This is a genomic window from Planctomyces sp. SH-PL14 (assembly GCF_001610835.1).
In the GTDB taxonomy this organism is placed as follows: domain Bacteria; phylum Planctomycetota; class Planctomycetia; order Planctomycetales; family Planctomycetaceae; genus Planctomyces_A.
On record NZ_CP011270.1, the window covers coordinates 3,339,202 to 3,354,982 of the forward strand.

14 protein-coding genes are annotated in these 15,781 nt (G+C 66.2%); 5 read left to right on the plus strand and 9 right to left on the minus strand.

Annotated elements, in window-relative coordinates:
- Positions 1-64 precede the first annotated feature (64 nt).
- Entirely contained in the window at positions 65-280 is a 216-nt protein-coding gene (gene yidD, locus VT03_RS12970; protein ID WP_231870653.1) for a membrane protein insertion efficiency factor YidD, read from the minus strand.
- A gap of 299 nt (positions 281-579) precedes the next feature.
- Here yidD and glnD point away from each other — a divergent pair, with 299 nt between their 5' ends.
- Both glnD and VT03_RS12980 read left to right on the plus strand, forming a co-directional pair.
- Entirely contained in the window at positions 580-3,306 is a 2,727-nt protein-coding gene (glnD, locus tag VT03_RS12975; RefSeq protein WP_075093361.1) for a [protein-PII] uridylyltransferase, read from the plus strand.
- 101 nt (positions 3,307-3,407) lie between these two features.
- Complete coding sequence (locus VT03_RS12980; protein ID WP_075093362.1) at positions 3,408-4,202, plus strand: TerC family protein; 795 nt, start codon at positions 3,408-3,410, stop codon at positions 4,200-4,202.
- Positions 4,203-4,640: 438 nt separating this feature from the next.
- Here VT03_RS12980 and VT03_RS12985 read toward each other — a convergent pair whose 3' ends face one another.
- On the minus strand, positions 4,641-5,129 hold the full coding sequence (locus VT03_RS12985; protein ID WP_156514463.1) for a hypothetical protein: 489 nt from the start codon (positions 5,127-5,129) through the stop codon (positions 4,641-4,643).
- Positions 5,130-5,631: 502 nt separating this feature from the next.
- Between VT03_RS12985 and VT03_RS12990 the strand changes: the two genes are divergently transcribed.
- The 3 genes from VT03_RS12990 (at position 5,632) to VT03_RS13000 (ending at position 7,509) form a co-directional block, all read left to right on the plus strand.
- Entirely contained in the window at positions 5,632-6,123 is a 492-nt protein-coding gene (locus tag VT03_RS12990) for a MarR family winged helix-turn-helix transcriptional regulator (RefSeq protein WP_075097099.1), read from the plus strand.
- Positions 6,124-6,216: 93 nt separating this feature from the next.
- Positions 6,217-6,966 (plus strand): pirin family protein, encoded by a 750-nt coding sequence (locus VT03_RS12995; RefSeq protein ID WP_075093364.1) that lies wholly within the window; start codon positions 6,217-6,219, stop codon positions 6,964-6,966.
- Between the two features lie 120 nt (positions 6,967-7,086).
- On the plus strand, positions 7,087-7,509 hold the full coding sequence (locus tag VT03_RS13000; RefSeq protein WP_075093365.1) for a DoxX family protein: 423 nt from the start codon (positions 7,087-7,089) through the stop codon (positions 7,507-7,509).
- A 9-nt stretch (positions 7,510-7,518) separates the two neighbouring features.
- Here the strand turns inward: VT03_RS13000 and VT03_RS13005 are convergent, their stop codons facing one another.
- The 7 genes from VT03_RS13005 to VT03_RS13035 form a co-directional block, all read right to left on the minus strand.
- Complete coding sequence (locus VT03_RS13005) at positions 7,519-7,815, minus strand: type II toxin-antitoxin system RelE/ParE family toxin (protein WP_075093366.1); 297 nt, start codon at positions 7,813-7,815, stop codon at positions 7,519-7,521.
- On the minus strand, positions 7,808-8,047 hold the full coding sequence (locus VT03_RS13010) for an addiction module protein (protein WP_075093367.1): 240 nt from the start codon (positions 8,045-8,047) through the stop codon (positions 7,808-7,810). The genes VT03_RS13005 and VT03_RS13010 overlap by 8 nt, the downstream gene beginning before the upstream one ends.
- A gap of 188 nt (positions 8,048-8,235) precedes the next feature.
- Entirely contained in the window at positions 8,236-10,161 is a 1,926-nt protein-coding gene (locus VT03_RS13015) for a M48 family metallopeptidase (protein ID WP_075093368.1), read from the minus strand.
- A gap of 60 nt (positions 10,162-10,221) precedes the next feature.
- Positions 10,222-12,846, minus strand: a complete 2,625-nt coding sequence (locus tag VT03_RS13020; RefSeq protein ID WP_075093369.1) for a tetratricopeptide repeat protein — start codon at positions 12,844-12,846, stop codon at positions 10,222-10,224.
- Positions 12,847-12,996: 150 nt separating this feature from the next.
- Positions 12,997-14,811 carry a glycosyltransferase gene (locus tag VT03_RS13025; protein ID WP_075093370.1) on the minus strand — a complete coding sequence of 605 codons (1,815 nt, stop codon included), beginning with the start codon at positions 14,809-14,811 and terminating at the stop codon, positions 12,997-12,999.
- Positions 14,812-14,823: 12 nt separating this feature from the next.
- Positions 14,824-15,024, minus strand: a complete 201-nt coding sequence (locus VT03_RS13030; protein ID WP_075093371.1) for a hypothetical protein — start codon at positions 15,022-15,024, stop codon at positions 14,824-14,826.
- A 142-nt stretch (positions 15,025-15,166) separates the two neighbouring features.
- The gene (locus tag VT03_RS13035; protein WP_075093372.1) at positions 15,167-15,778 is read right to left on the minus strand and encodes a hypothetical protein; all 612 of its coding nucleotides are present in this window, start codon (positions 15,776-15,778) and stop codon (positions 15,167-15,169) included.
- Between the last annotated feature and the right edge of the window lie 3 nt (positions 15,779-15,781).

Below are 15,781 nucleotides of genomic sequence, written 5' to 3' on the forward strand. Positions count from 1 at the left end.
CTCCCCCAGCCTGCAATCGACAGGGGGCGGAGCGGGCTCAAGGTGCGCGGCCACCAGCGGTGCATTACGGCGGGTCGTACCCGCTCCCACCCCACGGGTTGCAACGACAGATCCGCCAGATCCCTTTGACAGCCCCTCGCACGGCTCCGTACTTGTTGACCGCCCCGATGAAGTAGTGGCTGCAGGTCGGCTGGAACCGGCAGTCCCGCCCCATGATCGGGCTGAGAGTCCACTGATAGATCCGGACCAGGCCGATCAGGATCCAGGAGGGAATCCGCACAAGGACCTGCCAAGGGCCCAGGCGGGAGGGCTCGGGAGGCACGTCGGGTGTCGAGTCTTCGGAGCACATGCAGGCGAACGTCGGAAAACGGGTGGGGCCGGGACCTGATTCTATCGGAGTGAGACGGGCGACGGAGCCTGTGCTGGCCCCGATCTGAACTTCGCGGCGATCGCAATCGTCGCGGACCGTTCTCTTCTTCCCGTGCCGGGCGGTCGTCTTGGATGGTGTGGGCCGGGCCGGTACAGTGCCAGTCCGCGGTCGCGTGCGCTCTCCGCGGACGTTGACCTCAAGCCGTTGCCATGCACCAGATTGCCCCGGAGAACACAGCCCAGCTTCTTGCCGCCCGCAAGGGACGCGTGACCGAACTGCGGGCCCGCATCCGCGGCCTCTTCAATTCCGGCGTCAACGGGATGCAACTCGCCACGACGCTGTGCGAAGGCTCGGAGAAGTTGTTCCTCGAGCTGGTTGAAGAAGTCCTCTCGACGCGGCCCGCGGAGGTCCAGAACCGGATCCGCGAAGGGGGAGCGATCCTTGCGGTCGGGGGGACGGGCCGCGGCGAGATCTGCGTCTACTCCGACCTCGACATCCTGTTTCTCGACGGCATGACGTCGGCCGATTTTCGGGCGGCCGTGACCGACATCACCCAGGCGTGCTGGGACTGCGGCCTCAAGCTCAGCCACAGCATCCGCTCGATCGACGACACGATCGCCTTCGCGGCCCAGGACGTCCCCTTCTGCACCTCGCTCGTCGAGGCCCGCCACCTGTGGGGCCAGGCCCCCCTGTCGGAGCTCACGATCCGCCGCTTCCGCCAGCGGCTGCTGGAGCGCCGCAAGCGGGCCTTCATCCAGTCGTGCATCGACGGCCGGAAGTCCGAATGGGAGAAGAGCGGCGGCGGCGTGCAGGAGCTGCAGCCGAACGTCAAAACCTCGCTCGGCGGACTGCGGGACATCCACCTGATCCGCTGGGTCGGGCAGGCGGCGTACGGCGTCCGCGACCTCGACCAGTTGCGCCTCAAGGGGGCGCTCACCAAGGAAGAGTCGTATGATCTGCGGGACGCCTGGGACTTCCTGACGCGGATCAGGTTCGACCTGCACTTCGAGATGGGGCGGGCCCAGGACGTGCTGCTCCGCGACGACCAGCTCCGCATCTCCGGCGACGACGGCCGGTACGAAGCGGCCCACATGCGGCTGGTCGAGAAGTTCATGCAGACGTATTTCCGGCACACCTCCCGCGTGGCCAACATCGCCCGCCGCTTCTCCCGCCGGAACCTCCACCCCACGATCCTGACCCAGACCAAGAGTCTGATCCTCGGTCACCGGGCGGATGGAGTCCTGCGGGTGAGCGACCAGGGGGTGGAGGCCCGCCGCAAGGATCTGCCGCGGGTCGTCGAATCCCTCACGTCGATCATGCGGGCCTACCGTCTGGCGGCGATGCACGGTGTCGACCTCTCTCCGGAGATTGAGGAGGCGATCAAGGTCCGCATCCCGAGCCTGACCGGAGCCGCCCTCTCGCAGGAAACCGCCGGCCTGTTCGTCGAGGTCCTCCGCTATCCGCTCCGCCTGGGGCCGCTGCTGCGGAGCATGTTCGAAACCGAAGTCCTCGACGCGATTATCCCGGACGTGACGCACGTCCGCTGCCTGCTCCAGTTCAACCAGTACCACAGCTACACGGTCGACGAGCATACGCTGCGGGCGGTCGAGGTCATGACCGGCTTCGAGGCCGACACCGGTCCGCTCGGCGCGGCTTACCGCTCGGTCCGCAACAAGGAGGTGCTGCACCTCGCGATCCTGCTGCACGACGTCGGCAAGGGATTCGACCGCGACCACAGCGAAGTAGGGCGGGACATCGCCGACCGGATCGGGAACCGGCTCTTCCTTCCCCGCGAGTCGACCGAGCAGGTGATGTTCCTGGTGCTCAAGCACCTGGAGATGGCGCACATCGCGTTCCGCCGCGACATCACCGACATGGATCTGATGATGAAGTTCGCCCGGCTCGTCGGGACGCCGGAGACGCTGACGATGCTCTACCTCCTCACCGCCGCGGATGTCACCGCCGTCGGTCCGGGGGTCTGGAACGAGTGGAAGGCGGAACTCCTCGACGAAGTCTACGACCGCTGCAGCGTGATCCTGACCGGCTGCCATGAGCAGTTCCACCAGACCGAACGCCTCCGCAAGGTTCGCGACGAGGTCGTGCGGCTGCTGGCTTCGGAGTCCGCTCCCCCGCCGCCGGAGGGCGCTCCCCGCGAAGAGGGAGCGGCCGAGCCGGACGCGCCGGACTGGGTCCACCATCAGCTCAGCCAGTGCACCCCTTATTACCTGACCTCGACTTCCGCCGAGCAGGTCGCATCCGACCTCAAGATCCTGCAGTCGCTCGACGACAAGGCGATCGAGGTGACGGGGAATTACGACCCGCAGACCGGGACCGTGGACTACCGCGTCTTTACGCGGAACCCGGTGGCGACCGCCGGCTGCTTCCACAAGATGGCCGGGGTCCTGACCGCCAAGCGGATGGAGATCCTGGCGGCGAACATCAACACGACCGCCCAGGGTGTGGTCGTCGACGGCTTCCGGGTCAAGGACGGCGACTACGAGGGGGAAGTCCCCCCGCACCGGATCCGCGAAGTCGCGATGTCGCTGCGGGACGTGCTGCTCGGCCACACGACGGTCGAGGACCTGTTCCGCAAGCACCGCCGGTTCGGCGAGCGGCGCCGGCCCCCGGTCTCGAACCTCCCCAACCAGGTAAAGCTCGACCGCGACTCGACGGACGAGAAGCTGATCATCGACGTCTTCGCCCACGACGCCCCGGGGCTCCTGTACACGATCACCAAGTCGATCTTCGACCTCGACCTGTCGATCGACCTGGCGAAGATCGCTACGCACTTCGACCAGGTGCTGGACGTGTTCTACGTCCGGGAAAGCAACGGCCGCCCCGTGGCGGGGACCGAGCGTCGCAAGGCGATCCTGGAGACGATGAACGCCCAGCTCAAGGAGTTCGAAACCGGCGGCCACCGACGGTTTCTGGTTTGACGAAGTTGTCAGTCGTCAGTTTTCCGTGATCAGCCAGGCACCGAAGCCTCTCGGTCCTCTTGTCCCTAGTCTCTCGTCCCTAGTCCCCAGACCTCCTCCACATGGAAATCCTGATTGCCCTGGCGACCCTGACGGCGATGGAGATCGTCCTGGGGATCGACAACATCGTGTTCATCGCGATCCTGTCGGCCAGGCTGCCGGAGCATCAGCAGTCGTCCGCCCGCAAGATGGGGCTTCTGGCGGCGCTCGTGACCCGGCTGATCCTGCTTTTCTCGCTGAGCTGGCTGATGGGGCTCACCGCTCCGCTGTTCCACTGGTCCGACTTCGGGATTCCGGATTCATGGGTCCACGCCGCGGCGAGCGGGACGGCGGGGAAGGTGGAGGAGATGAAGCATGACGTCAACGGGGTCTCGGCCCGAGACCTGATCCTGATCGTCGGCGGACTGTTCCTGATCTGGCACAGCGTCCGCGAGATCCACCACAAGGTGGAGGGGGTCAGTGAAGCGGAGCGGTCGGCGGGGGGATCGAGCTACTACGGCGTCATCGCGAACATCGCGGTGATGGACATCATCTTCTCGCTCGACTCCGTCATCACCGCTCTCGGGATGGTGAAGCAGCTGTGGATCATGGTGACCGCCGTCGTGCTGGCGATGATGGTCATGATCCTTTTCGCCACGCGGATCAGCCATTTCGTCGAGAACAATCCGACGATCAAGATGCTGGCCCTGAGCTTCCTGATCCTGATCGGGGTCCTGCTCGTGGCCGAAGGGTTCGGGACGCCGGTCAGCAAGGGGTACATCTACTTTGCGATGGCGTTCTCGCTGGCGGTGGAGCTGCTCAATATGCGGATGCGGAGCCGGGCTCCGATTGCACCGCCTCCGCCGGAAGCGGGCTGAGGCGGGCGTGCAATCGCCGAACGGCGTTCAGTGAAAGAGGGGCAAAGCCTCGTCCCGTTGGCTCGAACAATTTCGTCGCCGGCTCGACGATGCCCGCTCAAACCCAACGTGCGACGGCAGCCTGGGGTCAAGGGGGCCACGCCCCCTTGCCGCCGGAGGCATTCCGGTGAGGAACCGTGGTACACAACGGACTTCCCCTTTGTGGAACCGGCGTTGAGGACTCCCTCTACCTACACAGTTCGCTTCACAATCCCTGCGGGTTGGTGAGGGGGAATACGGCACGGTGTCCGCGTTTGGACACGTGCTCCTTCAGATACCCCGCGACGGCCAGGCCTCCGGCGGGCAAAGGGGCGTTGCCCCTCTGCACTCCCCACCAGGGTGCCCCTGGACCCGGTTGGGGCGCCATACCCGATCGCCGTCCAGCCGACGCACGATGGCTCACACCAGCTCGACCCGCCCGTCACCATACTCACGCAGACCCGGTCCCGATTCGCCAGGTGCGGTCGCATGCAGCTGCAGCCGGACCGTCTGACCCGCCTTGAGACCTTCGATCGCAATGAACGACACCATCGGCTCTTCGTCGAACATCTCCCCCGTGTCCGGAAGGGCATTCCAGACATAAGAGCTGACGGAGTCGAACAGGTTCAGCAGCCCCTTCAGGTCAAAGCGGAAATTCACCGGGGAAAGCTGCCCGTCGAGGGCCCCTCCGATCGTCTCGCTGCTGCCGAGGTACAGCGAAATCTCCCACTCGTTGCCGACGTGGTAGCACTCATAGCCGGCACGGGCCACCCCGCGGAACGGCTCGAAGAGCTGCGCGGCGGCGTCGATGAAGCCCGCCAGCCAGGAGGGAACCGTCAGACCGGGCTCGTGTCCTTCCTGCTCGAGCTGGCGAATCAGATGCCGCACGGGGAGGTGTGACTGCGCCAAGATGACACTCCGGATTCCAACACGTTTTGTCGCCCCTCCCTGCGACGCGACTCCCCTCCCGCCAGGGCGGCAGGGCCGTTCGCGATCCACGCCGAAGTTATCGGGGATTTAAGGCTCAGGTTCGCATGGTTTTGAGCCCGTCCGGCAGAGTGTGCCGGTCCGGATGCACGATGGTGCGGTGGTAGCAGGGTTGCCGTACGCCCCGCGTCCAAGCGACGGAAAACGGGTCCCGCGGCTCACTTTCCCATCGCATCGCGGAGAACCCTGCCGCGACCCGGGCCCCGCCAGCACAACCGGAACCCGCCGACTTTCTCCCAGCACGCCGCCACGGCCTCCCCTCCGTCCCGCTCCCCCGTCTCTCCGCTTTCTCGCCGAATCGGCCGCCAAGCCAGAAGGAAATCTGCTCCCGGGGCCGGCCGGATTCCCCCGGCAAAATCTCTCCAGAGACTGTTGTTGACAAGACGATAGTTGACATATAATCTTTCATGCAGAGGTGAAGCAGATGGCGGAGCGGACAGGATTGCAGAGCGAACTCAAGAAGCGGGGGCCCTTTGCCTCCCTCGAGCAGGAAGCGATGCTCAACCTCCTCCGCGCCAGCGATCAGTTCCAGAACCGGTTCGGCCGGTTGTTCCGCGAGTACGGCCTGACCTCCTCGCAGTACAACATCCTCCGGATCCTCCGCGGCGAAGGGAAACCCCTCCCGAGCCTCGAGATCGCCGACCGGATGATCCAGGTCGTCCCGGCGATCACGGGGCTCATCGACCGCCTGCAGGAGGCCGGCATGGTCACCCGCCGCCGGTGCGAAACCGACCGGCGGGTGGTGTACGTCGACCTGACCGACAAGGCCCGCTCGCTCCTGACCGACCTGGACGAGCCGGTGCTCGAACTGCATCGCGACCTTCTGGGACACCTCTCCCGGACCGAACTCAAGGAGCTGGTTCAGCTGCTGGAGAAGGCCCGGGTCCCGCTCGGGACAACCTCGCCCGAGTCGTGAGTTCGCCCGCGTGTTTTTTTAGACAAATAGTTCACCGGTAAACAATTGTCGCGAAAGGAACTTCCTGACGCGGCCTTTCCCAGGAGCTCGACCATGAACGTCCAGCGCACTCCCAACACCCTCCCGCCGGTCGCCGGCAACCAGTCGATCGTCGTCCGCCGGGCGGCGGATCGCGGCCATGCCGACCACGGCTGGCTCGACACCTGGCACACCTTCTCGTTCTCGTCCTACCAGGACCCGGACCACGTTCAGTTCCGCTCGCTGCGGGTCATGAACGAGGACTTCGTCGCCCCCGGCCGCGGCTTCGGGACGCACCCGCACCGTGACATGGAGATCGTGACCTATGTCCTGGAAGGGGCCCTGGAGCACCGCGACTCGATGGGGAACGGAGAAATCCTCCGCCCCGGCGAGTTCCAGCGGATGTCCGCCGGGACCGGGATCACCCACAGCGAGTTCAACCCGTCGAAGACCGAGCCGGTCCACCTGTACCAGATCTGGCTGCTGCCGGAGCGGAAGGGGATCACCCCCAGCTACGAACAGAAGCGATTTGCAGAAGAAGAGCGGCATAACCGCCTCCGTCTCGTCGCCTCCCGCGACGCGGCGGACGGGTCGCTCCTCATCCACCAGGACGCCCGGATCTTCCTCGGCACCCTCGATGCCGGGATTCCGGTGACGCACACGCTCGATGCCGGTCGGCACGCCTGGATCCAGGTCCTCCGCGGATCCGTCGCGCTGAACGGTATCGGACTCGAGACTTCGGACGGCGCGGCCGTGAGCGATCTCAGGGACCTCACGATCACCGCCTCGACGAATGCCGAAGTGATGGTGTTCGACCTTCCCTGACCTTTCCACTCCCGCGGCGGCACGACCTTCGTGCCGCCGCTTTCGTTTCTACTGCCGCTCCTTCGCCACTGCCCCGGACCGATTCCGACCCGACTTCCCCTTCCGAGAAAGACCATCGCCATGAACCAGCCTCTTCGTTCCGCCGCCACGCTCCTCGGCCGCCTGATGATCGTCACGATCTTTGTCCTCAGCACCGTGGGGAACAAGATCCCCAACTTCAGCGGCGTCGCCAGCTACATGGCCTCTGAGGGAGTCCCGGCGCCGCAGCTCCTCCTTGGCGGCGCGATCCTGTTCCTGATGGTCGGCAGCGTGACCGTGCTGCTCGGCTATCAGGCCCGCTTCGGTGCCGCGCTGCTGCTGACGTTCCTGGCCCTGGCGACGTACTACTTCCATGACTTCTGGAACTTCCAGGGTCAGGAGCAGCAGATGCAGATGATCCAGTTTCTCAAGAACCTGTCGATGATGGGGACGATGGTGTTCCTGATGGCGAACGGCCCCGGCCCGGCCAGCGTTGACACACAGCGGCCGCTCGCGGCGGAGTGAGAGTCCGCGCTACTGGCCCCGTTTCTTCCAGTAGCCCGGACGGCGCTTGCCATGAGCCACAGCGACGACGATCACCTGATCGCCGTCGCTGCGGTAGATCAGGGCATAGGGAAACCGGCGCATCGGGAAACATCGATGACGCTCGTCATACCGGGCAAAGCGATGCGGGCCGCTCGCGATCTTCGATAAAGCTTCGTCGACCGCAACCTCGAAGGCGTCCGCGAGATGAGGCCCCTGCTCGGCGTACCACCGAAGAGCGGATCGATAGTCGTCCTCCGCCCCCGGAAGAAACAGCGTCTCAGCCATGAGGAGCGACGGCCTTTCTGGCGGCCTCCCGAACCTGACTCCAGGGAATCGGCGTCACGTTCCCCTCGTCGAACTCTCGCGATCGACGCTCCACCTCGCTCGCCCAGGTCTCTTCGACCGCTTGTTGATCGAGATCCGGCAACGTCTCCAGCAGCGAGTCCGCCAGTCGCGCCCGGTCCTGCTCGGACAGTTCCATGGCAGCCTTCTTGACACTATCGAGATTCGTCGACATTGCGGACTCGGGCAGGACGCAGAGGTTGCGGACTCTCTCAAGGATACCGGCGATGCGGTCGGGACCGAAGGGAGATTTCGCGCGCGTCGAACGCCGTGGATAGCTTGGACCGTTCCGCAGGGAAGCGCCTCCGGGGTCAAGGGGTTCCCGCTTGACCCCGGCTCTTCGCCGTCCTGACAGTCGAGGCCCTATCCCTGCTCGTGAATGCTCGAGTCCGGGACCTGCCGGACCTTCTTCGCGATCTTTGCCAGCGCCCCGCCCGCCGCGATCACCAGCACCTGACCCGGCAACCGCACCAGCGGAACCAACCGCGACGCGAGCGCCTGATCCTTCTCCCCGCTCCCGCCCCACCACCCTGCCCGACGCGCCTCCACGCACAGGACAAACAGCCGCCGATGCGGGAAATGCTCCAGCCCCTTCTGCGCCAGCCAAGCGTTCCCCAGCTCCGCCTGCTGCCGCAGAACCTCCCGCAATGGAGCCAGCTCGTCCCGCGAAAGGTCGTGCGGCTCGAACGTATCCGCCGCAGTCACCATCCCCCGCTCCTTCCGGGCCGCCGCCGCCTCGACTTCGAAGGCAGCCATGTGCTTTCGGATCACCTCCAGCTCGGCCTGCGCCCCGGTCCGGCGAAAGTGCTCCATCAGCATGTTGCTGGCGTGCGGAATGACATCGTCCCGGTCGCTCGTGATGACCCGCCGCAACAGCCGGATCCCCTCTCCCGGATCGCGGTCGAGCAGGTGCTGTCCCAGCATCAGGCTGGCATACACGTGCGTCGGCTGGACCGCCAGGAGCTGCCGGAGGACCGGCTCCGCCGCCGGCACTCCCTCCACGTCGGCAACCATCCGCGCCCGCTCCCACAGCACCCCCACGTCGAGACTGGTCTCGACGGCATCCACCGGCGCCGACGGAAGATCGGACAGGCGGCGGTTGAGGGTGGAGGAACGCCCATGCCGCCGACGCCAGTCCGCCAGCAACTCCCTCTTCCAGAAGTTCGAAACCTCCGCCTCGAATTGCCGCTCGTCCGTGCTGAAGAACGCGGCCGCGGCCGTCCCCCGCGCGGCCCCGGGGAATCCCGCCCGCCGGAAGTCGTCCGCCGAGAACCCCATCGCGCCGACGCGGTCGGAGAAGGAGGGATGGGTGTTCGCCTGGTCCGTCAGCGCCTGACAGACTTCCGTCATCCACCGCTTGGCCTCCTCGTCGGACGGCGCCTGCCGGAGCGTCTCGTCCATCCGCCGCAGCATGTTGTCCGGAGGCTCCGCCTGCCGGGCCGCGAGCCGCTGCATCTCGGGCCAGAACTCGTCCCGGAGAACGAAGTCGAGACAATCGATCCGCCACAGCGCCTGGGCCAGGTGCTCCGAGCCGACCGTCTCCCCCGCCTGCTCGTCCGCCTCATACTCTGCCGCCCGGCTCAGGAGGAACATCCGGGCGTGCAGCCGGGGCCAGAACCAGTTGAGGCCCCAGATCAGGACTCCCAGGAACTTCCGGATGGTCGCCGACTGCTCCGCCGTCTGGAGCTGCCCGATGACCCGGCCCCACATCTCGTTGAGACCGTACAGCCAGTGACCGAAGCGGCCATGCTCCCGTGACAGGTGTGCGAACTCATGCGCCAGGACGCCCCGCGCCTCCGCGGGCGACAGCGACGTGAGGAGCGGCCATCCGATCAGGAGCGACGGCCGCGACCACCCGAACAGCCCCAGCTTCGGGACACGGTAGACGGCGGCGTTGAAATCGGGCGTGAGCTGAACGCGATGGAAGTGCCGGCAGCGGATCGACTCGCTCAGCCGGTCCAGCTCCTGAAAGAGTCCGGGGGCGGAGGTCCGCGTCACGACCACCCCTTTGGGAGCGGGAACGCGGATGCTCAGGAGGAGCGCGGTCTGGACGAGCCCCAGGGCAAACAGCACCGCCCCCACGATCAGCCAGGCCGCCGGAGCGGGCAGGAGACCGGCTCCTCCGAAGAGAGCGATCCCTCCCAGGATCAGCAGCGGAATCAGCCATCCGAACAGAACGACGTACCCCGCCACAACCCACAGCACGACCCGCCACCGAAGGGCGCCGGGCCGATGGGCGTACTTCGCTTCGAGCCGTTGAACGAGCCTGTCGAAGTCCTCGCGATTCATGGGCGCCCGTGGAGCGTTCTTCGTCGTCAGTTCTCAGTTGTCCATGTCCAACACACCCAGTCAGGTGCCCGATTCCTTCTTCGTCTCGTTCTCCGCTGCGGCCTTCTTGCTCGCATCGGTCGTTGCCCCCTTGCTGGCCGGGAACACGCTCCGGACAAGCTGGTACGGCGGAACGCTGGTGACGTTCAGCTCCGCCGCCAGCTCGCCCGCCTGGGGCGCGAGCGCCGGGAACTGCTGCGCCACGGCGCAGAGGAACAGGAGCTTCTGGGACGGCTCGAGCGACAGGTCCCGGACCGCCTCGAAATCCGGCGGATCGAGCGTCGTCAGCATCGCCGCCGCCATCCGCTCCTCGGCCCCGCGGGTCTTGAACCGCTCGCACGCCTTCGCGAGCCATCGTTCCGACTCGACGTCGTCATGGGCGAGGTGATACGCGACCGACAGCGCCAGAGCGTCCCAGGGCATTTCGTCCTTGGGAGCCAGGAGCGGATCGGACGCGACCTTCCCCGGCTGGCCGTTCGCCAGGTGGAACGCGGCATGATACCGCTGCACGACGGTATCGTTCCCCGGCGGCGGGGCCTGCTGGAACTCCGTGAAGTTCGCCCCGCCGTAGAGGATGTGCAGCCGCAGCATCTCGACGACCGGAGCGATGCTGGAGAGGATCGCCTGCCGCTGGGCCTTCCAGGCATCCAGCTCCTGCTGGGCCTCCGCGAGGCGGCCCGTCGAGACATAGGCGTCGATGAGGCCGAAGAGCGCCGCGATGTCCATCGGCGTACTGGCCAGCGTCGCCTTGCTCTCTTCGACGATCTTCGCCGACTCCCCGCTTCCGAGGCGGGCCAGGGTGATCATCCGCTGCGACAGATCCGGATCCAGCCCCTTGGCGTTCGCCACCTGAAGCTCCGTCAGGGCCGAGGGCCAGTCCCCCTCGATCGCCGCCTGGAATCCGAGGCCGAAGTGCGGCCACGGGTTCTCGGGATCGGCGTCCCGGGCCTTCGTCATGAACTCCCGCCGGATCTTAGCCTCCCCCTCGAAGCGGGAGCGGAGGTACAGGAGCATCGCGCTATCCGGCTCCGCCTCGAGGCGGCGGTCGTACTCGGTCCGCAGGTCGTCGATCCGTCCCTGCGACTCGAGCAGGTTCTGGTACGTCCGGTGCCAGTTGACTTCGACCGGTTTGCGGTCGAGCCCCGGTTTCAGGAACGTCTCGCCGCGGTCCTGCTTCTTGAGCGTCGTCAGCCGCTCTTCGTATTCGTGAAACAGCATCGCGTCCTCCGGCCGCATCGGCAGGTGCGTCTCCAGGAACGCGAGCGCATCGTCCGGCGCCGTCACGTGCTGGATGAGCTGCTGCGGGTCGGCGTCGACGACGATGATCCCCGATTTCGTCACGAACCCGTCCCGCTTCTTGATCGGCAGCGAGTCGGGGGGATCGACGAACGGGTAATCGATGTGCGGGCGGGCCACGAACGTCTGGCCGATGAGGTGCGTCCAGGTCGGCGGCGTCGGGTTGCGGGCGTAGTGGTACTGCATCTCGATCAGCCCGGCGGTCCCGGCAACGTTGACCACCCACACCGGCTTGCTTCCCCAGCGGCTCCAGTACGGGGCCTCCATCGTGACGTTGTAGGCCGCCTGGACCGGCCCGCTGACGTTGACCTGGTGGGCCCCCTCGGGAAGCGTGACGGTCCCCTGCTTCGCGACTTCGAACGGCGGTCCGTTGTCGACCTGGACCGTGACGGGCTTCGTCAGCCCGCTCACAATGTGGAGCGTTCGATTGCGCCGGATCTGATCGTTGTAGAGCGCCATCCCGGTGGCAAAGAGGATCCCCACGAGCCCCAGGAACGCCCCCCACTTCTGGCCTGACGAGTAGCCGCGGCTCCAGGGGTTGAAGATCCCCAGCCAGCTCTCCTCCCGGCTCGGGAGAATGCTCTCGCGGGCCTTCAGCTTCTTCTCAGAGACCTGCACCATCTTGCGGACGCCGTGGAGCTGCGCCGCGTCGGGGTATTCGTTGAGGAGATGGCGGAAGAGCTCAAGCGCCTTTTCGTGCTGGTTCCGCTGCTGGTAGAGAGTCGCCAGCGTCTCCAGCGGCCCGAGTGAATAGACCTGGCCGGCCCCCGGCGCTTCGAGGTGGCTCAGGAGACGCCGCGCCTCCTCCAGCTTCCCCTCGTTCATCCGGGCGAAGGCGACACCGACGCGGGCCTCGGGGAGCTCCGGCTCCAATCCATGCGCCTCGGCGTAAAGCGCGGCCGCGAGATCGTACCGGCCCACCTGATCGAGATGGTTCGCCAGCCCCGCCCGCAGTCCGGCGTCCTGAGGGAACCGCTCCAGGAGCTCCTTGCGGAAGGCGTCGGACTCATCGTGCTGATGGTACCCCAGCATCCGGGCGTGCGCGTCGAGGGCGTTGTCGACCGTCGGCTCGGACTGGTAGCGGTCCTTCCCCTCGGAGACGGTGAGCTGGCTGGCGATCGCGAACTCGTCCGCCTTGGCGGCGTAGTGCCGGCGGCAGGAGGGGCAGTCATCGATGATTCGCTTGCGGCCCAGAGGGATGATCGGGATGAAGATGACCACGAACCACAGCCGGGTGTCGTAGCTGGCGAGATCCCCGACGTGCCCGCAGCTGCGGCATTGCCCGCGGCGGACGCTCCGGTTCCTCTTGCCATAGTAGTGCGTTCCAATTCCGTTGACGGTCGTCGGCACGAGCGGGCCTCGATCGAAAAGAGAAGCAGCGAAGGGAGCGGGAGCGGCAGCTTACCGCATTTCTCCGCGCCGTGTCCCGCCGCCGACAAGGCTTGTCCCCGCAACGCGCGCGTTCCAGCCGCCGCGCTCACAGTAACGGCCGCACTCTGACTAGGCGCCGTAACCGAGGCGGGCGCGCAGCGGGCCCAGGACTTCGTCGGCAATCGCACGTACGGCTGGCGTGAAGTTTTCGGACGTCCTCCAGACCCCCGCCTGGCCCCGCCGACGGAACTGGAGCGGACCGGTCTGCTGGTACTTCTGGAAGGCAAACCGTTCGACGACCGATCGCGCGACCTCCGCGTCGACGGGGATCGACAGCAGTTCGCCGCAGGCCACGAGCCCGGGGACGGGGTCGCGCAGGAGCTCTTCATAGGTCAGCCGGAGCCTCTGCTCCAGCGGCGTGTTCTCGAACGTTTTGACCGCCAGGAGCGTGGTGTCGCGGATGTGCTCCGCGGACCGCCGCACCGCGGCCAGGTCCGGCTCGCCGGCGTTCGTCCGGTCCTCCGCGTCCGAGAAGGACTCGTTCCAGCTCCCCGGCTTCTGGAGATCGAGGTACGAGTCGAGCACGTCGAAGGGGTCCCGCACCAGCAGGATCACCCGGCCGAGCGGAAAGATCGCCCGCAGCCAGGGGTAAAGCTCGGGCGTGTTGACCTCTTTGACGACCAGGGCGTGCCGGCCGAACTGCGGAAAGCGGGCCCGGGCCATATCGAAGAACAGCCGCCGGAGCCCCTCCACCCACACCGGCTGATGCCGCCGCACGAAGAACGACGCTTTCCGGTCGAGTTCCCCGGGCTCGTCTTCGACGTGCTTGAGGAACCGCCCGAAGTACGGTTCGTGCCATCGCCGGATCCGCGGGAGGTCCCCCAGCATCTCCGCCAGCCACGTCGATCCGGTCCGGCCGCAGCCGATGATCCAGGCGAGCCGCTCCTCGGATGGTGCTGCCGCGGACGACTCGGCTTCGCCCCGCCGGACGCTCTCGATCAGCCCCCGCGCGCGATGCTCGTAGAGGTGTCCGGCGAGCGTGATCCGCCGGGCCCGCTCCACCTTTTCGATCCGTCGCCCTTCGTCGCGGAGCGCTTCCCGGAGCGCCGCCAACGCGGAGTCAGCGTCGTCGAAGTGGTAGACGCTGTCGCCGAAGATCCGCCGGACCTCGGGGCGGTCGGGGCCGGTCAGGAGAGCGGCCTGACCGAAGGCGGTCACCTCGAACACCCGCGGACTGGGGGAGTCGGCCGGCTGCTCCGAGGTCCGGAACAGGTTCATGGTGACCCGCGACTGAGAGTAGATCTCCCACTTCTCGATCGTTTCGATCGTCCGCTGCCGGACCTCGGTACAGCCGAACGATTCAAACGGCTCGGTCCCTCCCACGATCTTCCCCGCCACCAGGAACCGCAGCCCCTCCCGCTCGCAGAACTCCGCCATCCGCAGGAGCATCGGCAGCCGGTCCTCAAATACGGTTCCGAGGAACGAGAGGTCGTAGGGGGGACGCGGGAAGCGGGGGACGTCCGGCAGGGGGAGGGTTGCGGTCGGCAGGTACTCCGCGCCGCGGACCGCGGAGCGGATCTCGTTCGTGAAGCGATAGGTATAGAGCGACTCGACGTCCGGAATCGTCTCGTACGGGTCGTCCGTGGCGACCAGGACCGTGGGGATCCCGGCCCGCCGCAGGGAGAGCGGAATCCGGGCCCGGGCCCCGCGGAAATACAGGCCGTCGACAAAGACGACGCTGTCGATCTCGTTGGCGACGTCGAGCGCCGTCCCCAGGATGTCGTTACCGACGGCGTCGGGACTCAGGACCTTGAGGAACGAGAACGTCGGATACGGGACGACCCGGACCCCGTCCTGCTCCAGCGCCACGCGGTATCCGTCCCAGACATCGCGCGTCGAGAAGTTGGCCGACCCGGCGACGAGAAGCACATTCGCGAACGCCACGAACGGCTCTCCTTACGGATTCATATACGGGTAGGGCATCGCCCCCATCCCGTTCTCGCGGACGGCGAGAGGCTGGATCACCGGCCGCGCCAGGGCGTCGGTCTTCAAGGTGATCAGTGCAACAGCACTGGCTGTGGAAAGCGCGGCGGTGGAGTGTTGAAGAAACGCCCGTCGCGTCACCTTGGACTTCTCGTCGGGATCGAAGGTTGCCACCGTGGAGCTCCCCAGTTGGAAGGAAAGCGACAGATTTCACACGCGCGTGAGTTTGAACCTGCGCTCCTTGACATGCTTTCGGTCCGGACACCCTGTCAGAAGGAGCGTACGGCCTCCGTCCCAGCTTCGGACGGGTTTCTCTTCAGGGAACATCGCGGAGGTGTTCGTAGGAAGCCTCGTACGGCTTAGGCATCCCCCCCCCGCCACCCGCAAGTCCCAGAACGGAAACCGTTCGATGTGCTCCTGTGCCGGGAACCTCGAAGTCGATCGACTGATCAGCGCCAAGCGAATGTTCGACCGCGGTCGCAGCAGTCCTCATGATCACCTTGAATTCGTTCTTCCCGGCGTTGAAGAACCGATACAAAGCCTTCGGTGTCGTGGTCGTGTTCACCTGGGGCAGCATTGAGATGACAAGCTGTTCGGTCGCGGCCGACGCCTGTCTCACCTTGAGTCGCCCTGGGCGAATCTCGGCGTCTGGCTGAATGATCTCGTAAACTCCCTCAGCGTTACCGGAAGGGACAACTTTCAGGCCGATCGCCGCGTCCTTGATGAGTAGATCGATGGAACAGCCGTTGAGTATGGAGACCAGAATCGGGTTGCCCATAGCGTTGTTGGCGGTCGTAACATCGAACGGAGCATCCCCGGTGTTGAAGATCCGATAACGGGCTCCCTCGCGTCCGAAGACGAGAGGGATTGTCGTGTTGGTGCGGAACCGACCACCCCGCGGTCCCTCGACGAGCTTACGAGCAGGCATAGC